This is a genomic window from Rhodococcus gannanensis, from assembly GCF_042681175.1.
Classification (GTDB): Bacteria; Actinomycetota; Actinomycetes; order Mycobacteriales; family Mycobacteriaceae; genus Rhodococcus_G; species Rhodococcus_G gannanensis.
The window spans coordinates 190,701-212,858 of record NZ_JBHUFB010000001.1 but is presented as its reverse complement, the minus strand read 5'-3'; the positions used below and the strand labels follow the sequence as shown (position 1 = coordinate 212,858).

Genomic DNA, 22,158 nt, shown 5'->3' with positions numbered 1-22,158 from the left:
GTATCACGCTCGGGGTATAGGTGTGGCACACGGAACAATATTTGCGCACCCCTGCAAGTTTGCAGACGAGTGCAAGTTCCGTACGGTTGAACCATGACCGTGCAACCGGGCCTTCGCGACCAGAAGAAGGCCGCCACCCGCCTCGCGCTCAGCGACGCGGCGATCCGGCTCGCCAAACCCGCCGGACTCGACGCGGTCACCGCCGAGGCGATCGCCTCCGAGGCGGGCGTATCCACCCGCACCTTCCACAACTACTTCGCATCCAAGGAGGACGCCGTCCTCTACCGGATCGAGGCGGACGTGAGGGCGTGGGCCGGACGTCTCGTCGAGCGTCCTGCCGACGAACCGATCTGGGACGCGCTGGAGGCGGTCGTGCTGTCGATCGTCCACGACCCGGTCCGCGACCTCGAGGTGTTCGTGGCCGAGGCCTCCCTCATCGAGCAGAGTCCCGCGCTGCTCGCCCGCCAACTCGAGATCCATGGGCGGGTGTCCCGAATCCTCGGGGAGGCGATCGCGGAACGCACCGGAACGAACGTCGACACCGATCTGTATCCGAACCTGCTGCAGATGGCGGCGGGCGCCGCCTGCAAAACCGCCATCGAGATGTGGATGCACACCGACACCGGTCACGACAGCCCGGCGACGTTGGTCCACGAGGCCTTCCGGATGATCCGCGCCGGCCTCCCGGAACCCGATCGACCCGCCCACCGCACCGACAACCCGAGCACCTGACCCACCCGATACCCGAAGGGTTCACCCATGGCCACCTATCTGTACCGGATCGGCAAGTTCGCCTACCGGCGCAAGGGCACCGTTCTCTCGCTGTGGCTCGCGCTGCTCGTCCTCATGGGCGTCGGCGCGGCGACACTGTCCGGCCCCACCAACGACTCGTTCTCCATCCCGGGGACTCCCGCGCAGAAGGCGCAGGACCTGATGGCCGAGCGGTTCCCGACGGGCGGGAAGGACCCGTTCAGCTCCATCTCGGCGCGGTACGTGTTCGCCGCACCGGAGGGCGAGACCCTCGACACCCCGGAGAACCAGGCGGCAATGGATGCCACGCTGGCGGAGATCCGCGGAATCGATCTCGTCGAACCCGCCGCGAAGGTCGACCCGGCCACTGCCGCGTCACCCGAGGAGGGTGCCGGTGCACTGGTGAACCCGGTTGTCGCCGACGGGCAGATGACCCAGATGGCGGCGGCGCAGGCCGAGGAGACCGGCAAGCCGGTGGATCAGGCCACAGCCGATGCGGCGGCACTCTCACCGTTGAGCCCCGACAAGACCGTCGGCTACGTCGAGGTGCCGTTCACCGGTGACTTCACCAACGTGGATGCCGAGCTGGTCGACCAGATCGAGGCCGCGGCGCAACCCGCCCGGGACGCCGGACTGACCGTCGAGATCAGCGGCAGCGCCGCGCAGTTGCAGGAAGCGCCTGGCGGCACCGCCGAGCTGATGGGCATGGCCGTGGCCGCGATCGTGCTCGTGCTGACCTTCGGTTCGCTCGTGGCGGCGGGACTTCCGCTGCTGTCCGCGATCATCGGCGTCGGCATCGGCAGCCTCGGCATCACCGTCGCGACCGGGTTCACCGAACTCGGCTCGATGACCCCGACCCTCGCCGTGATGATCGGCCTGGCGGTCGCAATCGACTACTCGCTGTTCATCGTGTCGCGCTTCCGGCACGAGGTCAGCGTGACCGGCAACAGGGAAGAAGCCGCGGGCCGAGCCGTCGGCACCGCCGGATCCGCCGTGGTGTTCGCCGGCCTGACCGTCATCATCGCGCTCGTCGCGCTGCGGGTCGTCGGCATCAAGTTCCTCAGTGACATGGGTATGGCCGCCGGCTTCGCGGTGCTGATCGCGGTGCTCGTCGCGCTGACCTTCCTGCCCGCCTTCCTGGGGCTGCTCGGGAAGAAGGCGTTCGCCGGGCGCATCCCGTTCGTCAAGGCGCCGGATCCCGAGGCGGAGGACGCCAAGCCCGGCCCTGCGTCGCGCTATGCCGGCTGGGTGGCCCGCAAGCCGCTGATCCCGCTGGTCGCAGGCATCGTGATCCTCGGCCTGTTCGCCGCCCCCGCCGCCGGACTGAAGCTAGCCCTGCCCAGCGAGGCGAGCGGCGACCCGGCAACCAGCAGCCGTCAGGCGTACGACCTGGTGTCCGATGCATTCGGCCCCGGCCGCAACGCGCCACTGATCGTCGTCGTCGACGCGCAGAACGCAACCGTCCCCGCGCAGGAGGCTTTCGGCACCGTCGTCCGTTCGATCAGCGAGCAGGACGATGTCGCCAACGCGCAGATCGTCGGCATGAACCCGGCCGGAGACACCGCGCAGATCCTCGTCACGCCGGGCAGTGGGCCGACCGACGAGAAGACCGTCGACCTGATGCAGTCGATCCGGGACAGCGAGACCGGCCTGAACGAGGAGATCGGCGTCAGCTTCGGCGTCACCGGGCAGACGGCGCTCGAGACCGACATCTCCGATCGCCTGCTGAGCGCACTGATCCCGTACCTGGTCATCGTCGTCGGCCTCGCGTTCATCCTTCTGATGCTCGTGTTCCGCTCGATCCTGGTTCCGCTGACCGCGGCGCTCGGGTTCCTGCTCAGCGTCGCCGCCACCTTCGGCGCGACGGTCGCGATCTTCCAGGAGGGCTGGGGCGGCCTGATCGCCAACCCGCAGCCACTGGTCAGCTTCATGCCCATCTTCCTGATCGGCGTGGTGTTCGGTCTCGCGATGGACTACCAGGTGTTCCTGGTGACCCGGATGCGCGAGGAGTACGTGCACGGGGCGACCGCCAAGAAGGCCATGACGATCGGCTTCAGCCACGGTGCCCGCGTCGTCGGCGCGGCAGCGCTGATCATGATCTCGGTGTTCGGCGCCTTCATGCTCGAGGACAACGCCTTCATCAAGTCGATCGGCTTCGCACTCGCGGCCGCCGTGTTCTTCGACGCCTTCATCGTCCGGATGGTGATCATCCCGGCGCTGATGTCGCTGCTCGGCGACAAGGCGTGGTGGCTGCCGAAGTGGCTCGACAAGATCCTGCCGAACGTCGACGTCGAGGGTGAGAAGCTCCGCCAGGAGCTGACCCCCGCGGGCAAGGTGGACGAACCCGTCAGCGCCGGATAGCGCGTCACACCCCTCGCCCCCGGTCGAGTCGGATCACTCCGACAGGCCGGGGGTGAGGTCGTTCCGGGGCCTGGCTCGTCACCCCGGTTCCGCGTCGCGGACGCGGTAGCGTCGCCGTGGTGGACACCCCCGCAGTCGACGCCCGGATGGTCGCGATGCTGCCGTGCGCCGACATCGATCGGACGGCGGAGTTCTGGACCGCCCTCGGACTTGCCGTCACCTACCGACAGGCACGACCGAACCCGTATCTCGCACTCGGCCGCGGCGGCATCGCACTCCACTACTACGGCCTCGACGCACTCGACCCGGACGCCAACCACGGCACGTGTGGTGTCGTCGTCGACGACACGGAGCCTCTGCACCGCCTGTTCGCACAGGGACTCGCCGCGAAGTACGGGCGGATTCCGCTCAGCGGCCTTCCGCGCATCACCCGGCCTCGCCGTCGCGCCAACAATGCCGGGCTGAGCGGGTTCAGCGTCGTCGACCCCGACGGCAACTGGATCCGCGTCAGCCGCCGTCCCGCGACCGCCGACGAGGCGCCCAGGGCGGTCGACGACCGCGTCGACTGGGTGTCGGGGGGCGGTGGTCCGCTGGCCCGCGCCATGGAGAACGCCGTCGTCATGGCGGACTCGCACGGCGTCGAGTCGCAAGCCCATCGACTTCTGGCCGGGGCACTGGCCCGTCACCCCGACGCGCCCGTCCCCGAACGCGCGGCGGCGTGGGGATACCTCGCGGAGCTGAGCGCACGACTGGGTGATGCGCCCGCCGCCGAACGCGCCCTCGGCGCAGTGGTGGCGCTGTCGCTGCACGACGGTCTGACCGACGACGAACTCGACGCCGTCGCCGGTGTGCTGAGAGAACTCGACGACCTCGGTCTCCAGGCACCCCGATCCGACACGAGTCCACGACCCGAAAGGCACACGTGAACACGCCTCCCCAGACCGCGGACACACGGACCGCCAAACTCCGCACCCCGATGTTCTGGCTGGCACCGATCACCGCGGTGTCACTGCTGATGTCGCTGCTCGCCGCGCTGTACCTCGGCGGGATCCTGGACCCGAAGGGCAACCTGCGGGACTTCCCGATCGCCGTGGTGAACCAGGACGAGGGCGACGTGCCACCCGGCTCGGACACCCGCCAGAACGTCGGCGACCAGATCGTCGACGGTCTCGTCGAGGGCGTCCCGGCCGACAAGATCGACCTGAGACAGGTCGGCATCGGCAGCGCCCAGCGGATGCTCGACTCTGCCGAGGTCTACGGGGCGATCGTGATCCCGTCCGACTTCACCAAGCGGCTGACGATCCTCGGCGAGTCGAGCGTCGTCCCCGGTGACGTGGAGAAGCCGGTCATCACCGTCTACACCAACCCTCGTGCGGGCACGTTCGCGGCGGCTCTGGTCGAAGCCGTCGCCGAACCCGCGCTGGCGGAGGTGAACGAGAAGGTCGGCACCCAGCTGTCCGGACAGGTCGCCGCCGCGGTCGGGGAGACACCCGTCGCGGGTGCCGCCCGGCTGACCCTGGACACTCCGATCGACGTGCTGACCGTCGCGCACAAGCCGCTGCCCGACGGCACGGGAAACGGACTGTCCGCCTTCTACTACGCGCTGCTGGTGATCCTCGCCGGCTTCACCGGGGCGATGGTGGTCAACACCCTCGTCGACGGAATGCTCGGCTTCGCGCCCACCGAGTTCGGTCCCCGCTACGTGCACAACCCGAAGGTGGAGATCTCGCGGCTCCAGACCCTCGCGGTCAAGTGGGGAATCATGGTGATCCTCGCCCTGCTGGTGTCGGGGCTGTACGTGGGCATCTCACATCTGCTGGACATGCCGTTGCCGAATGCGCTCGGCCTGTGGATGTACGGCGTCTTCGCCATCGCCGCCGTCGGAATCACGGCGCTGTCGGTACTGGCCGTGTTCGGCAGCATCGGCATGATCGTCAATCTGATCGTGTTCGTCGTCCTCGGGCTCCCGTCCGCCGGCGGCACGATCCCGATCGAGGCGACACCGCCGTTCTTCGGCTGGCTCGCCACGTTCGAGCCGATGCACCAGGTGTACATCGGTATTCGCAGCCTGTTGTACTTCGGGCAGGGCGGCGCGGCGGGTCTCACCCACTCCGTCGCGATGACGGGAGTCGGGCTGGTGATCGGCCTGCTCCTCGGCGGGGTCGTCACCTACCTCTACGACCACAAGGGATTTCACCGCGGCACGGCGGACGCCCGCGACTCCTGAGGCGCGGCGGACACGAGGGCAGCGTGACTCGGGCCGGAAGCCGAACCGACGACGTTCGGCTCGGACGCCCCGCGGTGCTCACCCCTCGGAGTGGTCCTGCGCAATCGGGTCCAGCCGGGGAGCCGGACCCGGCCGCGGCTCGTCGAAGGTCTCCACCTCCACGGCCTCGGGTGTCAGCAGTCGCGCGACGGCCGCCTCCAGGTTGGCGCGGATCGCGTCGACGAGTCCCGAGGCGTCGCGCGCTTCGAAACGGTCGACGATGTCGGAGTGGGAGTCCGCGGAGTCCTTCCGGACGGCGTAGTCCTCGCTGAGCGTGAAGCTGGCCATGCGGACCTCGACGATCAACGTCGTCATCCACCGCACCAGCCACGGGTTGCCGCCCGCCGCGACGAGCGTCCAGTGGAGGTTCAGGTCGGCGTCACCGATACGTCGGGCGTCGGCACTGCGTTCGGCGGCGGTGAGTTCGTCGTAGGCGACGCGGACGGCGGCGGACTGCTCGGCGGTCGCGCGTGCGACCGCGAGTGGGGCGGCGGCGGTTTCGACGGAGATGCGTGCCTCGTAGAGTTCGCGGACTCGGTCGCGCCCGATGCGGACGACGCTGAGTCCGCGGCCGGGGACGGCTCGCAACAGCCCTTCCTGTACGAGTCGCTGGGCGGCTTCGCGGAACGGACCGCGGCTGACGCCGAGTTGTCCGGACATCTCGACTTCGCGGATCGGTGACCCCACGGGCAGTGCACCCGAGTAGACGGCATTGCGCAGTTCGACGGTGATGAGGTCCACGGTCGACGGACGGGTCACCGGCGACAGGGACGGCGCAGTGCCGTGAGGCGACGGGGCCATGTGCTCTCCTTCCACGTTGGCCGTGCATTCCGGCCGACACCATCATTCCGTGCCGGGTGCGAGCTCCGAACAACGGCCGCGCGACAGCCGGATCGACGTCGTCCGGCGACGACGAATCGATGCAGGTCAGTGCGTCGTCATCAGATTGTAAACAATCCGACACGCCGACAATCAGATTGTCAGACGTTCCGTTCGGCGCTAGCGTGACCGTTCGTTCACGTACCCAGGCTCGGGAGACGGACACCGGCTCCGAGCCACGGAAGGGAGACATCCGTGCCCACCAGCACCGGCCGCCGCGTGGCACTCGCCGCCGGCTCCGCCCTCGCCTTGACCGCGATCACCGCCTGCACCAGCGTCGACTCCGGTGGCGGAGACCAGCTCGCCCAGCTCCAGGACGCCGGCTCCATCACCGTGGGATTCGCCGGGGAGGAGCCGTACAGCTTCACCGACAACAGCGGCGAACTCACCGGCGCGGCAGTCGCGTTGAACCGCGAGATCTACGGGGAGCTCGGCATCGACCAGGTCGACGGTGTCCTCACCGAGTGGAACAACCTGATCCCCGGCCTCACCGCCGACCGGTTCGACTCGATCAGCGCGGGCATGTCCATCCTGCCCGACCGCTGTGCGAACGCCTCGTTCAGCGATCCCGAAATCATGTACACCACAGCGTTTCTGGTGCCCACCGGAAACCCCGACCGGCTCGGGGACTGGCAGTCCGCCGTCGACGGCAAGGTGAAGCTGGCCGTGATGAACGGCGCCATCGAAGCCGGGTACGCCGAACAGACAGGTGTCGAGACGGTCCAGGTCGGTAGCCCGCAGGACGGACTGGACGCCGTGGTCGCCGGCCGCGCCGATGCGTTCGCCCTCACCGGAATCTCCGTGCGCGCCCTGGCCGACCGGTCCGACGCCCCGGTCGAGGCGACCGACTCGTTCGTCGCCGTGATCAACGGCGTGCCACAGGTCGGCGCCGGTGCCACCGTGTTCCGGAAGCAGGACACCGACCTGCTCGACGCGTACAACGGGAAGCTGCGGGAGATCGTGTCCGACCCCGCGAGGTACGCGGAAATCCTGGGCCCGTTCGGGTTCACCGAAGCCGAACGCCCGGTCGAGGGCCTCACAACCGAGATGCTGTGCGAGGGCGACCTGGAGAAGATCGCCGCCGAGCTCGGCCCGGAGCTCGGCCAGGGTTGAGCACATGTCAGATGACATAGACACCCTGATCGCCCGGCTCCCCAGCCTCGGCGACAGTGTCCTCGTCACGCTGGAGATGACGATCGGCGGCGCGGTCGTCGCCCTGATCGTGGCACTCCTGCTCGGGTTCGGCTCGCGCACGGAGACGTTGTGGGTGCGCGGGCCGTCGCGGGTGATCGTCGAGTTCTTCCGCGGCACTTCCCTGGTGGTGCAGTTCTTCTGGTTGTTCTACGTGCTGCCCGAGTTCGGCTTCAAGCTCGAGTCGATGGTGGTGGGCATCGTCGCACTCGGCCTCAACTACGGCGCGTACGGCGCCGAGGTGGTACGCGGCTCGATCAACGCCGTCCCGACGGGGCAGTGGGAGGCCACGACGGCCCTCAACTTCGGCCGCCTCCACCGGATTCGCCGCGTCATCTTTCCGCAGGCCTGGGCGCTGATGATCCCGATGCTGACCAACCTGCTGATCCAGCTGCTCAAGGGGTCGGCGCTGGCGTCGACCGTCTTCCTGCACGACGTGCAGTTCTGGACCGAGCAGCTACGGCAGGCGACGCAGGACACCTACCTCAGTTTCGGCATCGGCCTCCTCGTCTACTTCGCGATCGCCTACGTGCTGACGCTGCTGATGAACTGGCTCGAGACCCGCGCGAAACACCGTCTCGGACAGGGGGTGCCACGCCCGTCGCTGCGGGAGACGTTGCGCCTCAAGCCTCGTGAGGACGCCGACGTACGTGTGAAGGAGGTGGTGTCGTGAACAGCGCCTGGAACTGGGACACCGCGTGGGACGTCCTCCCCGAGATGCTCGACGGACTGAAGATCACCGTCCTCGCCACCGTGATCGGCATGGTCATCGCCTCGACACTCGGGCTCGCCATCGCACTCGTGCGGCGGTCCACGATCCGGTGGATCACCGTGCCGGTGGGGTTCGTCGTCGAGTTCATCCGATCCACCCCCCTGCTCACGCAGCTGCTGTTCGTGTACCTGGCGCTGCCGAGCGTGCCCGCGCTCGTCGTCGGCTGCAGCGTTCTCGGCGTCCACTACGCGACGTACATGTCCGAGGTGTACCGCGCCGGCATCGACGCGGTCCCCCGCGGACAGTGGGAGGCGGCGACCGCCCTCGACCTCCCCCGCACCCGCACCTGGCGTGCGGTCGTACTGCCTCAGGCGATCCGAAAGACGCTGCCGGGTCTCGGGAACTACGCGATCTCCATGTTCAAGGAGACGCCCTACCTGTTCGTCATCTCCGTAGTCGAGATGTTCACTGCCGGCCAGACGTACGGCGGCAACCACTTCTCGTACATCGAACCGTTGACCATCGCCGGGCTGCTCTTCCTGCTGGTGAGCTACCCGACGTCCCTGCTGGTCCGCCGAATGGAGCGCCGCCTTGCCTGATCCGTCCACCACCGGGAGTCCGACCATGACCGCGGAACCGACCACCACACCCGCGATCGAGTTCCGCGACGTGGTCAAGCGTTTCGGCGACAACGTCGTCCTCGACGGTCTCGGTTTCACCGTCGAGCAGGGTGATCGCGTCACCCTGATCGGCCCGTCCGGTTCCGGGAAGACCACCATCCTGAGACTGTTGATGACGCTCGAGGAGGCCGACGGCGGCCTCATCCTCGTCGACGGGGATCCGTACACGCACGAGTACCGAGGCGACAAGTGGGTACGGATCCCGGAGAAGCGGCGCAGCCAGATCCGGCGCCGCGTCGGGATGGTGTTCCAGCAGTTCAACCTGTTTCCGAACATGACGGTGCTGGAGAACATCACCGAAGGGCCGATCCACGTGCTCGGCAAGAGCAGGGCCGAGGCAGTGCGACGCGCCGAGGAACTGCTCGACCAGGTCGGCATGGCGGAGAAGCGGGACGCGAAGCCGAATCAGTTGTCCGGCGGTCAGCAGCAGCGCGTCGCCATCGCCCGCGCCCTCGCGATGGACCCCGAGATCCTGCTCCTCGACGAGGTGACCTCGGCTCTGGACCCGGAGATCGTCGCCGACGTGCTCGGTGTGCTGCGCCAGATCGCCGACACCACCGACATCACCATGCTCCTGGTCACGCACGAGATGCGGTTCGCACGCGAGGTGTCGAACCGGGTCCTGATGTTCGACCAGGGGCGCATCGTGGAGGAGGCCGACCCGGAGACGATGTTCACCGCACCGACGCACGAGCGGACTCAAGCCTTCCTCAAGGCCGTTCTCGACCGCTGAGCTCCTGACGCGTCACGACGTCACCGAGACGACGCGGTGGTCCGCGAATCCGGATTCCTGGGGAACAGGGCTCGCCTGGCCACGTCGACGTAGCGGTGCTCCGGCCCACGAGCGGCGACCACCCTCCGCCACCGGACGTAGGCGGCGAGCGCGGCGCGATCGGAACCCTCGACTCCGAACAGTTCCCTCGCCCGCGGGTGCATCAGTTCGCGGACGACGCCCGTCGGCACCCAACGGACCACCCAGGCGTCCGGCCGGAGCAGTTGCTCGCGGAAGAACTCGCCGTCGCGGCCGAGTCGCAGCGTCGCACACGCGTCGGCGAAGTAGTCCTGGAACTCGACCCAGGTGTCGGGCATCGCCCGGGCGGAGATGCCGTAGCGGCGGTACCAGATCGAGCACTCCTCGTAGAGCCGCTCCCGCTCGGCGGGGGTCAACGGCCGGATGAACGTCTCGACCATCGTGAACAGGGTGTCCACGTAGGTGGCGTGCTGGACGTGGAAGAGCTCCGGGTTCAGCGCGTGGTACCGCCGACCCCGGTCGTCCGTGCCCTTCACCCGCTCGTGGCCATACCGGATCAGCGTGGAGAGGTCGCGGTCGGCATACGCGATGCCGGTCAGCATCGGGATGGTGTGCCGCTCGTGTTCCCACACCCGCTTCGGGGTGGTCGAGTGTTCCCGGATCGCGCCGGAGATGGCCGGGTGCAACATCTGCAGGGACACGGCACGAGGCAACGTCAGCAGGAATCGGCGGTCACCGAGGAACTCCCACAGCAGCGTCCCCGGCCCGAGTCCGTCGTCGAGCGGCGGCATCAGATCAGCTTGGTGCCCTTGTTGATCCGACGGCGCAGGTCCCGCATGAGCACGTAGCTGCCGCCGTGCCGGACGAACTTCGGCAGGAACCGGTTGACGAACGCGACGAAGATGAACAGGTGCTCGAACCGCCGACGGTCGTCCTCGGTCCACTCGAGGTCGAGCTTCTCCCGGAACAACGGGGGCAGGAAGCCGATCGTCAGGAACCGGAGCAGGTTGTGGAACTGGAAGCGCAGCGGCCAGGCGATCATCCGCAGGTCGACGAGATCGTTGACGAATCGCTTTGTGCGGTCGTCGAACTCGACCCGTTCGCACGCCGTGTTCCAGTACACCTCGAAGTCGGCGCGGGTCGCCGGCCACATCTCCTCGGTCACCTGCAGCGTGGTGCCCAGCGTCGACGCCTTCCGGTAGAAGTGCTCGAGCTCGTCGGGCGGAAGGATGCCGTGCAGCAGTTGGTGCGAGTCCTCGAACCCGATGTACAGGCACGCCGCGACCCACATCTGCAGTTCACGGTTGAAGGCGTTGTAGGCGACAGGGCTGTTCTCGTCGGACCGGACGTGGCGGTGCGCGCCGTTGACGGCCTCCCGGTAGGCGTGACGCTCGGCGTCGGTGCCGAGGATCGCGACGGCGAGGTACTGGGTGGTGGTGCGGGCACGCTTCCAGGGGTGGTGCATGAGCGCGCCGGATTCGACCTTGCTCTCCATCACCCCATAGGCGACCTCCGGCCAGCCGATCTGCATCGCGACGTTCGCGGCGGCACCGGCGAACGACCAGAAGTCGAGCGCATCGGTGAGGTCGGGGTTCTTACGGATCCACCTCTTGCGGGTGGAGGTGATGGTGATGCGCGTGCGGTCCGTCGTCAGTCGCGGACGCCCGTCGAGCCGGTTCTCGTCGAGATCGACGTAATTGCGAGGCATACCGCCCCCTCCTCCGATGGAATCCCCCGGTGCACGAATCAACCGGCACACCAACACTTGTCGCGGACTTCCCGGTGAGGGCACCCCCCGCGCCCACACCTCCGCCACCCGCGGAATTATCGTTAACATACCACTTGATACAACTACGTCAAGACTGTTTCATTCGCCATTCCGCCGAGGCCGCGACAGCCTCCGTTCGACGGCCCCCGCTACACTGCCTAGTGCAGCGGGGACGGACACTCCTGTCCGGAACCCGACGCCCTCGTAGCTCAGGGGATAGAGCACGGCTCTCCTAAAGCCGGTGTCGCAGGTTCGAATCCTGCCGAGGGCACAGAGTTTCCGCAGGTCATCTGCGCTACAGCATCTGCGGCGCGTCTCCACCCTCGTACAGGTCGGTGCGGTCGACGACGTTCCACAACTCGACGGTCTGCACGATCCAGAACGCCGCGAACTCCGCGACCAGGAGCGCCTCGGTGACGATCACGAGATGACCCCATTCGGGGAACGCCAGGTGCACGACGACCACCGCGATCAACGTCGCGAGCATCACGGTCGCGATGACCCGATACAGCCGGGCATAGCGAGCCCCGTCCCGCGTGTACGTCGCCGAGACCCCGCTCGCCACGGCCACCCCGATGATCCCGGCGAACACCAGCGTCGCCGCGACCGTGTGCGCGTGCCGGGCGAACAGGTCCGGCGCGAAGACGAAGACGAGCGCTCCGGCCACCACGATCACCCAGCCGGCGATCCGCACCCATTGGGCCACCGGCCGCAGCGACCGGTCCGCACCCGTCCGGCGGGAGATCACGAGGGCCGCGATCTCGGCGACGGCCCCCGCGATCAGGATCGCCCACATGCTGTCGCGGACCGAGTCGGCCGTGCCGGTCGCCGCGCGCAACGTCCACCCGCATTCACCCGGAGGTGGCGGCGCCGTCGGGACCACCGCGACGACGAACGCCAGGAAGCCGGCCAGGTTCAGCAGCACGTCCTCGGTGTCCGAACTGCCCTTGTAGACGATCAACCCGACCCCGAGCGCACACAGGACAGCGACGAAGACGTCCCCCACCGACGAGTGGTAGAACGCACTGATCGAGTTCCGCCAGCAGCCCGACCTCGCCGTCGCAAGCAGCACCGCGGCGGCGAGGGTCACCACCAGGACCACGGTGGCCAGCCTCAGGTACCGGTACGTGGTGAGGACCGCGTCGCCCCGGCCCTCGGCGCCGTCGCTCATGGCCCCACCTCCCAGCCCCCTGCCGCAAGTATCCTCGCCGCGGGCCGTGAGACGGGCGTCCGACACGGGGCGGTCCGCCGCCCGATTCGCGAAGTACGCGCCCGACGCCCCTGTTGCCAGTACGCCGGGCCACGGGCACTATGTCCGGGTGCCCCGTTCCGGAACGGCCCCCGTCATCCTCCTGCCGCTCACTCTGAGCGCAGCGATGGTGCTGTCCGGGTGCTCCACTCCGGACGCCGCGTCGGACACCGCGACCACGCCGTCCGCGACCCCCAGCGCGTACACGAAGCTCCCGTCGACGGCATCGGTCGGCAACTGCGGCCCCGACAGCGGGCTCACACACTCGCCGGGAACACTCACCATCGCGACCGACTCACCCGCGTACGCGCCGTGGTTCGTCGACGACGACCCTTCCAACGGAAAGGGTTTCGAAGGATCGGTCGCGCGGACCGTCGCCGAGCGCCTCGGCTACACCCAGGACCAGATCACGTTCGTGCGGGTGCCGTGGGCCGAGGCGATCGCGCCGGGACCGAAGGACTTCGACTTCGACATCAACCAGGTGACGATCGTCGGGGACCGCCGCGAAGCCGTCGACTTCTCGTCGCCGTACTACGCGGTCACGCAGGCGATCGTCGCAATGGAGGGTTCCCCTGCCGCGGCCTCACGCAACCTCAACGACCTGACCGGGTTCCGACTCGGCGCCCAGATCGAATCGACCAGCCTCGCGGCGATAGAAGGAACCATTCGCCCCCGACAGGACGCCGTCGCCTTCGAGACGAACGACGACGCCAAGGTCGCACTCGCCGAGGGGCGGATCGACGCGCTCGTGGTCGACATCCCGACCGGGCTCCAGATCACCGAGTCGGACCTTCCGAAAAGCGTTCTCGTCGGCCAGTTCCCGCGACCGAACACGGTCACCGAGTTCTTCGGACTGGTGCTGGAGAAGAACAGTCCACTCACCTCGTGCACCACGGCTGCGGTGGACGCCCTCTACCAGGACGGAACGCTCGACAACCTCGCGCAGACCTGGCTGATCGACTCGATCAACACCCCGATCCTCGAATAGGGCAGCAGGTCCGCCGCGCGGCAGTGTCAATCGCGTTAGCGGAGAGCCGGTTTCCCTGGATCACACTCCCCGTGGGACCTTCGACCCTCCCGATCTCGGCCGGGGTGGTCCATGCTGGAGGTGCGGACCGACGGTGGACCGACCACCCGAACGTGCCGCCGAGGAGGACCAGTGACCACCAATCCCCCCGTCGTGGTGGGCGTCGACGGATCGGACACCTCGAACGCGGCCGTGGTGTGGGCCGCCCGAACCGCGGCCGGGCACGGCGCCCCACTTCGCCTGGTCGCCGCGCAGGCGCCACCCGTGATCCCCGGCGGCATGCTCGTGACGTCGCAGACGTTCTTCGACGACCTCGACGCCGAGTCCCGCCGGGTCCTGACCGCGGCGAATGACCTCGCCGAGAAGTCCGCACCGGGCGTCGTCGTCGAGACGGCCCTGCACAAGAGCCCGCCCGTTCCACTGTTGCTCGACCTGTCAGAGCGGTCTCGGATGATCGTCCTCGGCACTCGGGGGCGCGGCGCGATCCGCAGCGCCCTCCTCGGCTCGGTGACCTCCGCCGTCGTCACCCACGCCCACTGCCCGGTGGTGGTCGTGCCGTCTCCCGAACTCCCCGCTGTCGATGCGCCGGTCGTCGTCGGCGTCGACGGGTCGACCAACAGCGTGCCCGCGGTCGAGGCCGCGTTCGTCGAGGCGTCCCTGCGACGTGCTCCCCTCGTCGCGGTCCACGCCTGGAGCGACATCGACTTCGACACCCTGCCGGTCGCCGTCGAGGCACTGCCCTGGTCGGCGGTCGCCGAGAGCGAGGAGGCGGCACTCGCCGAGAGTCTCGCCGGGATGCAGGAGCGGTTCCCCGACGTCGAGGTGACCCGAGTCGTGGTGCAGGACAATGCCGTCGACCAGCTGCTGGCCCGGTCCACGAACGCCCAGCTCGTCGTCGTCGGCAGTCACGGCCGCGGAGGGTTCCGCGGCATGCTGCTCGGATCGACGAGCCGGGCGCTGCTGCACCGCACCGAGCGACCGCTGATGGTCGTCCGTCAGCCGTAGATCTCGACGAACCGCTGCAGCGACGACTCGATGTCACCCTTGAGGGCGCGGGCGACGCCTGCGCCGATGGGTCCGAAGAGGGGCGCGCCGCCGAGCTCGATGTTCAACGCGACCTCGGCGCCCGCGCCCTTCGGCGTCACCGACAGCACGAGCCCGACCTTCACCCCGCCCTTGCCGTCGCCCTTGAGCGCCAGCGTCTGCGGCGGTGCGTAGTCGGTGATGGTCCAGCGGACCCGGTTGCGCAGCCCCTTGACCGTCACCACGGATTCCGCGGTGGTGCCCGCCGCCAGTTCCGCGGGAAGCTCACCGCGCCAGGCTTCGTGGATCGAGAGCCACTTGTCGAATTCCGCCAGATCGCTTGCCTTTTCCCACGCGACCTCCGGGGCCAGGGGAACCGCGACCGAGACCTTCAGCTTTGCCATGCGCGCATCGTAACGACCGCGCGCGACGACGCGTCCCGCACCTGGCGAGGGAACCAGGTGCGGGACGCGTCGTGGGACCGAGGTCCCGGTGGGGGTGGCGGGGTGGCCTAGTGGGCGACGGCCTTCTCCACACCGACACCGGTGAGGGAGCGGACCTCCATCTCGGCCTGCTTCGCCGGGTCCTCCAGCTTGCGGCGGCCGACGTAGGTGCCGACGATGCCGAGCACGAAGGCCAGCGGGATGGACACGATGCCCGGGTTGGACAGCGGGAACCAGGAGAAGTCGCTGTTCGGGAACATCGACGACGTCGCACCGGAGACGGCCGGGGAGAACACGATCAGCACGAGGCAGCTGATGAGACCGCCGTAGATACTCCACAGGGCGCCGGTGGTGTTGAACTTCTTCCAGAACAGTGAGTACAGCAGCGTCGGCAGGTTCGCGGACGCGGCGACCGCGAAGGCCAGCGCCACCAGGAATGCGATGTTCTGCCCCATCGCGAGGATGCCGAGCACGATCGCGGCGATACCGATCACGACGACGGTGATGCGGGAGACCTTGACCTGCTGCTCCTCCGTCGCGTTGCCGCGCTTGATGACGCTCGCGTAGATGTCGTGGGCGAACGACGCCGACGCGGTGATCGCGAGGCCGGCGACGACCGCGAGGATCGTGGCGAACGCGACCGCGGAGATGATCGACAGGAACAGGGTGCCGCCGAGTTCGAAGGCGAGCAGCGGGGCCGCGGCGTTCTCCTTGCCGGGGGCGGCGAGGATCTTGTCGGGGCCGACCATGCGGGCGGCGCCGTAGCCGAGGACGAGGGTGAACAGGTAGAACGCGCCGATCAGGCCGATCGCCCAGGTCACCGAGCGGCGAGCCTCCTTCGCGGTGGGAACCGTGTAGAAGCGCATCAACACATGCGGCAGGCCGGCGGTGCCGAGCACCAGCGCGATGCCGAGCGAGATGAAGTCGAGCTGCGTCATCGACGTCAGGCCGTACTTGGCGCCGGGAGCGAGGACGTCACGGCCGGCGACCGCCTCGTTGGTCGAGTTGGTGACCATGTTCTGCGCGTCGGAGAGCAGCTGGGAGAAGTTGCCGCGCACCGCGAACAGCACCAGGAAGAACATGACGCCCGCACCGGCGATAAGCAGGACGGCCTTGACCATCTGCACGTAGGTGGTGCCCTTCATGCCGCCGATGAGGACGTACACGATCATCAGCACGCCGACGACGGCGACGACGATCGCCTGCCCGGCCTTGTCGTGGATGTCGAGCAGCAGCGCGACGAGTCCACCGGCACCGGCCATCTGGGCGAGCAGGTAGAACAGCGAGACGACGAGCGTCGACAACGCGGCGGCCATGCGGACCGGCCGCTGCTTGAGCCGGAAGCTGAGCACGTCGGCCATCGTGAAACGGCCGGTGTTGCGCAGCATCTCGGCGACCAGCAGCAGCGCCACCAACCAGGCGACGAGGAAGCCGATCGAGTACAGGAAGCCGTCGTAGCCGTACACGGCGATGGCGCCGGCGATGCCGAGGAAGGACGCGGCCGACAGGTAGTCGCCTGCGATGGCGAAGCCGTTCTGCGGTCCGGAGAACTGGCCGCCACCGGTGTAGAAGTCGGAGGCCTTCTTGGTGGTGCGGCTGGCGCGGATGACGATGCCCATCGTGACCACGACGAACGCAACGAAGATGGCGATGTTCAGGACGGGGTTGCCGACACCCGAGCTGGCCTGGGCGAGAGTCGTGGTCACTGCTCCGGTCCTTCCAGTTCCTCGCGGATGGCCGCGGCGCGGGGGTCGAGCTCACGGTTCGCGAACTTCACGTACAGGCCGGTGATGACGAACGTCGACAGGAACTGGCCGAGACCGAGGATGATGCCGAGGTTGACGTTGCCGAACACCTTCGTCGCCATGAAGTCGGACGCGTACGTCGCCAGCAGCACGTAGAGCGCATACCAGGCGAGGAAGATCGCCGTCATCGGGAAGACGAAGCGGCGCAGCCTGCGTCGCAGATCCTGAAATTCAGGGCTCGCCTGCATCTCGATGAAGGCCTGCTCGTCCGGGGTGCGCCGTGACGGCGCCGCCCCCGGAGTCAGGTCTGCTGTGGTCACTTCGGACTCCTCGGTCGGATGAGGCCGGCTGTGAGCACCGGCAGGTCACAGACGTTAGTGAGACACCCGTCACAGCGTCAGGGGGTGACGGCAGTCACACGCCGAGGTGCCGAATCGCGCGCCGGACGGTCGATCGAGCGCGACGAGCGGTCGGGGCCTGTGCGCCTTTTTGGTAGCTCCCACTACCAAGAGCGCGCACAGGCGGCGACGCCGCGCCTAGAGGTCGCGCTCGCGGTCCCGGCCCACGCCGAGGCGTTCGGGGGCGTGCATGCGTGTGAAGGTGCGGGCGACGTCTGCGGGGACGTCGGCGCTGGTCGCGCGGCTGACCACGACCATGACCGCGAACGCCAGCGGGACCGTGACCGCCGCCGGGTACCCGACGACGACCTGCGGCCAGCCGTGCCACAGGTCGCCGTCGATGCCGCCGAACGCCGTGAGCATCGCCGCCGAACCGGACGTCACCGCCCCGACGACCAGACCACTCGCCGCGCCTGCTGGGGTGAGCCCGCGCCACCAGATGCCGAGCACCAACAGTGGGCACAGCGTCGACGCCGCGACGGCGAACACCATGCCGACCGTCCGGGAGAGATCGATGGACGCGACCGCGACGGCGAGAAGCACCGCGATACCGCCCGCGACGACGGCCGCCACCCGGAAGTCACGGACCCGGCCGCGCAGCACGTCGGTGGCGAGGACGCCGGCGACGCTGACCAGCAGACCGGACGACGTCGCCAGGAACGCGGCGATCGCGCCTGCCGCGACGAGCGCGGCGAGCACCTGCCCCCAGGCACCGTCGACGACGGACCCGGGCAGCAGCAGCACCGCGGCGTCGGAGGTGCCGGTGATGAGCAGCTGCGGTACCCACAACCGCGCGAACACACCGAGGAGCGCCGGGAACAGATAGAACCCGCCGACGAGTGCGATCACCACGAGTGCGGTCCGGCGGGCGGCGTGCCCGTCGGGGTTGGTGTAGAAGCGCACCAGCACGTGCGGCAGACCCATAGTGCCGAGGAAGATCCCGACGATCAGCGAGTACACCTGGTACAGCGGGTGGGCCTCGCCGAACCCCCAGCCGGGGTGCAACCAGCCGGCGCCGTCCGGGGGTGCGCCCGCGACCACCGGGACCGGCGCGCCCGCCTCGAGCACCAGCGCGGTGCCCGCCCCGAGCTCGTGTTCCCCGACCCCGAGGGCGACCGGACCGTCGACCGCGACGCCGTCGAGGGTTCCCGTGACGACGACGGCCAGCGGCTGCGACACCTGCACGACGACGTCGGTGGTGACGTCGACGGTGGTGCGGTCGGCGACGGTGGGCGGCGCAGCCGTACCGAGTTCGTGCCGGTCCCCGAGGAACGCGATGGTGAGGACGAGTGCAGGCACCGCGACCGCGGTCAGCTTGAGCCAGTACTGGAACGCCTGCACGAAGGTGATGGACCGCATACCGCCGCCGACGACGTTCGCGATGACGATCAGTGCGACGACCACCGCGCCCACCCATGCCGGCCAGCCGAGCAGGATCCGCAGAGCCAGGCCCGCCCCCTGGAACTGAGGCACCATGTACAGCACGCAGATGACCGCGACCACGACCATCGCGAGACGCCGGAGTGCTCGGCTGCCGAGCCGGAACTCGGCGAAGTCGGGCACGGTGTACGCGCCGGACCGGCGCAGCGGGGCGGCGACGAACAGCAGCAGCCCGAGATATCCGGCGGTGAAGCCGACGGGATACCACAGGGCGTCAGCCCCGTACTTGGCGATCAACCCGGCGACACCGAGAAACGATGCGGCGGAGAGATACTCACCGGAGATGGCGGCGGCATTCCAGCGCGACCCGACGCTGCGGGAGGCGACGAGGAAGTCGGAGGTGGTGCGCGCCAACCGAACCCCGTACGCTCCGATCGCGATGGTGGCGACGATCGCCGCGGTCACCGCGAGCACGGTCAACGCCGAGATCGGCTGACCCGTCATCGGTCACCTCCCACGTGCGCGCGGAACCTCACCGCTCACTCCTCCGACAGGTCGACGAATTCCTGTTCGGTGCGTTCGGCGAGCCGGATGTACAGCCACCCGGCGAGCAGCAACGTGGGGCAGGCGGCGAGCCCGAGAACCAGCCACGGCAGCCGCACTCCCCACACGGCGACGTCGCCGAGCGAGGGGAAGGCCGCGAACAGCAGCGGGATCGCGCAGGCGACCAGCGCGACCACACCCGCGACCCGCACCGCCAGCCCGAGCTGCGCGCGGACCAGCGCCCGCACCATCACCTCGCCGACCTCGGTCTGCTCCTGCACCTCGACGCGGGTCCGGACGCGGCGAGCTCCCCGCCGGTGTGCGAGAACCACCCGTTCCCGGTCGGGACGTGCCGACTCCGTCATCGACTCGTCCAGTTCTGGCGCGGCGCCCGCACGAGGCGATCCTTCAACTCACGGGTGTGCCGACGGCTGACCGGCAGCTCCACCACCGGTTGGTCGGGAACCACGCGCAGGCACACGACAGTGCCCGTGCCGACGCTGCGGATACCGGTGACCAGTGGCAGCGCCACGAGGAACGAGCGGTGCACGCGCAGGAATCCGGCTTCCTCCCAGCGGTTCTCCAGCGCGGAGATCGGGATGCGGACGAGGTGCGAGCCGGTGGCCGTGTGCAGTCGGGCGTAGTCGCCGTCGGCCTCGACCCACGCGACATCCGAGCGGTGCACGAGAGTGGTGACACCGCCAAGCTCGACGGGGATGACCTCGTCCGTCGGCGCCTGCTCGGTGTCGCCGCCCGGGGCGGCCTTCCCTGGGCGGGCGGCCACGATGCGGCGCACCGCCTCCGCGAGCCGCTCCTCGCGCAGAGGCTTGAGCAGGTAGTCGACGGCCCCGAGGTCGAACGCGGCGACGGCGCGGTCGTCGTGTGCGGTCACGAACACCACCGCAGGCGGTGCGGCGAACGCGGCGAGGACACCGGCTAGCTCCAGGCCGTCGAGGCCCGGCATGTTGATGTCCAGGAAGACCGCGTCGATCGCGACGGACCGGTCGAGTCGCTCCTTGATCACACGCAGTGCGGTGGTCGCATCGGAGGCGGTGAGGATCTCGTCGACGTCAGGCTGCGCGCGCAGCAGGTAGGCCAGTTCGTCGAGCGCCGGACGCTCGTCGTCCACGGCCAACACTGTCAATCGGGCTGCGGGCGCCCCGTCAACGTTCTCGGTCACAACGGAACCATCGTGCCACGCGTGCCCGGTCACGCCCTGATCCCCTGCCGGAACTTCGGCACCCGCATGCTCACCTTCGTCCCCGCCCCCGGCGCCGTCTCGACGACCAGCCCGTAGTCGTCGCCGAAGGCGGCCCGCAACCGGTCGTCGACGTTCGCCAGACCCACGTGCGCGGATTCCTTCGTCCCGGTACCGCCCGCCACCTCCGCGTCCAGCGAACCGGAGCGCAGCAGATCGGGATCCATGCCGATGCCGTCGTCCTCGACACTGATCACGCAGTCGGGTCCCTCGTCGGCTGCGACGATGGTGACGGTGCCACGGGACTGCCCGGCGAGCCCGTGCCGGACGGCGTTCTCCACCAGCGGCTGCAACGCCAGGAACGGCAGCACCACACCGAGCACCTCGGGAGCGACCTGCAGTCGCACCTCCAACGCAGGGCCGAACCGCGCCCGTTCGAGCGTCAGATAGCGGTCGATGTTGCGAAGCTCCTCGGAAAGCACCGTGTACTCCCCGGACGCGCGGAACGAGTACCGGGTGAAGTCGGCGAATTCCAGGATCAGTTCACGGGCGCGGTCGGGGTCGGTGCGGACGAACGACGCGACCGTGTTGAGGGCGTTGTAGATGAAATGCGGGCTGATCTGCGCTCGGAGCGCCCGGACCTCGGCGCGGTCCAGCCGGGCGCGGGAGGCGTCGAGTTCGGCGAGTTCGATCTGGCTGCACGCGTAGCGAGCGACCTCGCTGATCGCACCGAGCATGCCCGCCCCCGGTTCGACCGACGTCGCGACACCCATCACCCCGACGACGGCGACGTCGTCGAGCACGAGCGGCTGCACCACCAGCGCCCGGACGTTCGGGTGCGGGTTCGCGATCAGGTTGCGGCGCCCGGATTCGGCGGCGGTCCGTGCGGCCGCCTCGAACTGGGACGCGAGATCCTCGTTCGGGCCGTCCCACGCCAGCACGGCTCCGGTGCCGTCCGCGAGAGCCAGCGAGTCGGCCGCGGTCAACGTTCGCAGGTGGGGTGCGGCTTCGGCTGCGGAGTCGGCGTCGAGTCCGCGGCGCAGCGACCGCGCGGCGAGGGAGGCGGTGTGCAGCGTGTCGTGCACGGCCCGTTCGGTGGGGGTGGTGAGCGTGCCGCGAGTACGGGACCGGAGCGCGAGCGCGCCGACCGCGATCACCACGACCAGCACAGCGAGAACGACAACGGCGGTGACGCTCATCGGGTCTCGCCGTCGAGCCGGGCGACGAGCGTCGCGGGCGCGACGGTCCGATACGCGTCCTCGACGATGTCCTCGATGTCGCGCCAGTCGTCTTCGCTCGGCGTGCCGTCGGGTCCGACGTCGAGGTACACCCCGATCCAGCCGCGACCGCCGACGTACGGCGGGTGGAAGAACCGGTCCGGATCGCGGTCGATCCAGTCCTGTTGAGCCCCCGCGGGTGCCGCTGCCCAGAACGCGACGCGGTCGTCGTGGTGCCGGTCCGCGTAACTGACGAACTGCGGCGCCTTGCGGACGAACCACGACGGCTCGCCGTGGCTGATTCTCTCGGTCGCCTCGGGCAGGGCGAGGCATAGTGCGCGGAGCCGGTCGAGTGGGCGCGGCGGGGTCATGCGCCAACGCTACGACAGCACACCCCCGCCCCGGCTGAAGGCCACATTCATGCGACCCAGCCGCATGAACGCCACCTTCAGCCCAACCCGCACCACCCGCCCCACCCGCCGGCCCAACCGTCCCGACCGGCTGAAAGCCACGTTCATGCGGTTCAGCGGGACGAACGCCACGTTCAGCCAATAGGTCGGGGCGGGTGGACGGGTGG

General features: G+C 68.9%; 22 protein-coding genes and 1 tRNA gene. 11 read left to right on the top strand and 12 right to left on the bottom strand.

What is annotated here, in order from left to right; translation table 11 throughout:
* Positions 1-93: 93 nt before the first annotated feature.
* From ACFSJG_RS01080 to ACFSJG_RS01065, 4 genes are all read left to right on the top strand, one after another.
* On the top strand, positions 94-732 hold the full coding sequence (locus tag ACFSJG_RS01080) for a TetR/AcrR family transcriptional regulator (protein WP_378483346.1): 639 nt from the start codon (positions 94-96) through the stop codon (positions 730-732).
* A gap of 27 nt (positions 733-759) precedes the next feature.
* Positions 760-3,111, top strand: coding sequence for an MMPL family transporter (locus tag ACFSJG_RS01075; protein ID WP_378483345.1), 2,352 nt, complete (start codon positions 760-762; stop codon positions 3,109-3,111).
* Positions 3,112-3,230: 119 nt separating this feature from the next.
* Positions 3,231-4,037, top strand: a complete 807-nt coding sequence (locus ACFSJG_RS01070) for a VOC family protein (protein ID WP_378483344.1) — start codon at positions 3,231-3,233, stop codon at positions 4,035-4,037.
* Positions 4,034-5,338, top strand: coding sequence for a YhgE/Pip domain-containing protein (locus ACFSJG_RS01065; RefSeq protein WP_378483343.1), 1,305 nt, complete (start codon positions 4,034-4,036; stop codon positions 5,336-5,338). The genes ACFSJG_RS01070 and ACFSJG_RS01065 overlap by 4 nt, the downstream gene beginning before the upstream one ends.
* A gap of 78 nt (positions 5,339-5,416) precedes the next feature.
* Here ACFSJG_RS01065 and ACFSJG_RS01060 read toward each other — a convergent pair whose 3' ends face one another.
* Positions 5,417-6,178: a GntR family transcriptional regulator gene (locus ACFSJG_RS01060; RefSeq protein ID WP_378483342.1), complete on the bottom strand. Its 762-nt coding sequence runs from the start codon at positions 6,176-6,178 to the stop codon at positions 5,417-5,419.
* 273 nt (positions 6,179-6,451) lie between these two features.
* On the opposite strand from ACFSJG_RS01060, the gene ehuB reads away from it, so the two are divergent.
* Genes ehuB through ehuA form a run of 4 tightly spaced genes read left to right on the top strand, consistent with a single transcriptional unit; the run spans position 6,452 to position 9,572 of the window.
* A complete protein-coding gene (gene ehuB, locus ACFSJG_RS01055) occupies positions 6,452-7,369 on the top strand; it encodes an ectoine/hydroxyectoine ABC transporter substrate-binding protein EhuB (protein WP_378483341.1) in 918 nt (305 codons plus the stop codon).
* 4 nt (positions 7,370-7,373) lie between these two features.
* Complete coding sequence (gene ehuC / locus ACFSJG_RS01050; protein WP_378483340.1) at positions 7,374-8,120, top strand: ectoine/hydroxyectoine ABC transporter permease subunit EhuC; 747 nt, start codon at positions 7,374-7,376, stop codon at positions 8,118-8,120.
* Positions 8,117-8,758, top strand: a complete 642-nt coding sequence (ehuD, locus tag ACFSJG_RS01045) for an ectoine/hydroxyectoine ABC transporter permease subunit EhuD (RefSeq protein ID WP_378483339.1) — start codon at positions 8,117-8,119, stop codon at positions 8,756-8,758. The genes ehuC and ehuD overlap by 4 nt, the downstream gene beginning before the upstream one ends.
* Positions 8,759-8,783: 25 nt before the next feature.
* Positions 8,784-9,572 (top strand): ectoine/hydroxyectoine ABC transporter ATP-binding protein EhuA, encoded by a 789-nt coding sequence (gene ehuA / locus ACFSJG_RS01040; RefSeq protein ID WP_378483338.1) that lies wholly within the window; start codon positions 8,784-8,786, stop codon positions 9,570-9,572.
* A 20-nt stretch (positions 9,573-9,592) separates the two neighbouring features.
* Here ehuA and ACFSJG_RS01035 read toward each other — a convergent pair whose 3' ends face one another.
* Positions 9,593-10,381: an oxygenase MpaB family protein gene (locus ACFSJG_RS01035; RefSeq protein WP_378483337.1), complete on the bottom strand. Its 789-nt coding sequence runs from the start codon at positions 10,379-10,381 to the stop codon at positions 9,593-9,595.
* Entirely contained in the window at positions 10,381-11,298 is a 918-nt protein-coding gene (locus ACFSJG_RS01030) for an oxygenase MpaB family protein (protein WP_378483336.1), read from the bottom strand. Before ACFSJG_RS01030 ends, ACFSJG_RS01035 begins: the two co-directional genes overlap by 1 nt.
* 258 nt (positions 11,299-11,556) lie before the next feature.
* Between ACFSJG_RS01030 and ACFSJG_RS01025 the strand changes: the two genes are divergently transcribed.
* Positions 11,557-11,629: transfer RNA gene (locus tag ACFSJG_RS01025), tRNA-Arg, on the top strand.
* Positions 11,630-11,653: 24 nt separating this feature from the next.
* Here ACFSJG_RS01025 and ACFSJG_RS01020 read toward each other — a convergent pair.
* Positions 11,654-12,529: a hypothetical protein gene (locus tag ACFSJG_RS01020; RefSeq protein ID WP_378483335.1), complete on the bottom strand. Its 876-nt coding sequence runs from the start codon at positions 12,527-12,529 to the stop codon at positions 11,654-11,656.
* A 205-nt stretch (positions 12,530-12,734) separates the two neighbouring features.
* On the opposite strand from ACFSJG_RS01020, the gene ACFSJG_RS01015 reads away from it, so the two are divergent.
* Together ACFSJG_RS01015 and ACFSJG_RS01010 are read left to right on the top strand one after the other, a co-directional pair.
* On the top strand, positions 12,735-13,595 hold the full coding sequence (locus tag ACFSJG_RS01015) for an ABC transporter substrate-binding protein (RefSeq protein ID WP_378483367.1): 861 nt from the start codon (positions 12,735-12,737) through the stop codon (positions 13,593-13,595).
* Between the two features lie 171 nt (positions 13,596-13,766).
* The gene (locus ACFSJG_RS01010; protein WP_378483334.1) at positions 13,767-14,639 is read left to right on the top strand and encodes a universal stress protein; all 873 of its coding nucleotides are present in this window, start codon (positions 13,767-13,769) and stop codon (positions 14,637-14,639) included.
* On the opposite strand, the gene ACFSJG_RS01005 is transcribed toward ACFSJG_RS01010, so the two are convergent.
* The 8 genes from ACFSJG_RS01005 to ACFSJG_RS00970 form a co-directional block, all read right to left on the bottom strand.
* Positions 14,630-15,061 (bottom strand): type II toxin-antitoxin system Rv0910 family toxin, encoded by a 432-nt coding sequence (locus tag ACFSJG_RS01005; RefSeq protein WP_378483333.1) that lies wholly within the window; start codon positions 15,059-15,061, stop codon positions 14,630-14,632. The two genes, ACFSJG_RS01010 and ACFSJG_RS01005, sit on opposite strands and share 10 nt — an antisense overlap.
* Positions 15,062-15,168: 107 nt before the next feature.
* On the bottom strand, positions 15,169-16,806 hold the full coding sequence (locus tag ACFSJG_RS01000) for a solute symporter family protein (RefSeq protein ID WP_378483332.1): 1,638 nt from the start codon (positions 16,804-16,806) through the stop codon (positions 15,169-15,171).
* Positions 16,803-17,165 carry a DUF485 domain-containing protein gene (locus ACFSJG_RS00995; RefSeq protein WP_378483331.1) on the bottom strand — a complete coding sequence of 121 codons (363 nt, stop codon included), beginning with the start codon at positions 17,163-17,165 and terminating at the stop codon, positions 16,803-16,805. The genes ACFSJG_RS01000 and ACFSJG_RS00995 overlap by 4 nt, the downstream gene beginning before the upstream one ends.
* Positions 17,166-17,381: 216 nt before the next feature.
* Complete coding sequence (locus ACFSJG_RS00990; protein ID WP_378483330.1) at positions 17,382-19,127, bottom strand: sodium/solute symporter; 1,746 nt, start codon at positions 19,125-19,127, stop codon at positions 17,382-17,384.
* A gap of 35 nt (positions 19,128-19,162) precedes the next feature.
* Positions 19,163-19,531, bottom strand: coding sequence for a hypothetical protein (locus ACFSJG_RS00985; protein ID WP_378483329.1), 369 nt, complete (start codon positions 19,529-19,531; stop codon positions 19,163-19,165).
* A complete protein-coding gene (locus tag ACFSJG_RS00980) occupies positions 19,528-20,346 on the bottom strand; it encodes a LytR/AlgR family response regulator transcription factor (RefSeq protein WP_378483328.1) in 819 nt (272 codons plus the stop codon). Before ACFSJG_RS00980 ends, ACFSJG_RS00985 begins: the two co-directional genes overlap by 4 nt.
* 29 nt (positions 20,347-20,375) lie before the next feature.
* Positions 20,376-21,563 carry a sensor histidine kinase gene (locus ACFSJG_RS00975; RefSeq protein WP_378483327.1) on the bottom strand — a complete coding sequence of 396 codons (1,188 nt, stop codon included), beginning with the start codon at positions 21,561-21,563 and terminating at the stop codon, positions 20,376-20,378.
* The gene (locus tag ACFSJG_RS00970; RefSeq protein WP_378483326.1) at positions 21,560-21,952 is read right to left on the bottom strand and encodes an MmcQ/YjbR family DNA-binding protein; all 393 of its coding nucleotides are present in this window, start codon (positions 21,950-21,952) and stop codon (positions 21,560-21,562) included. The genes ACFSJG_RS00975 and ACFSJG_RS00970 overlap by 4 nt, the downstream gene beginning before the upstream one ends.
* Between the last annotated feature and the right edge of the window lie 206 nt (positions 21,953-22,158).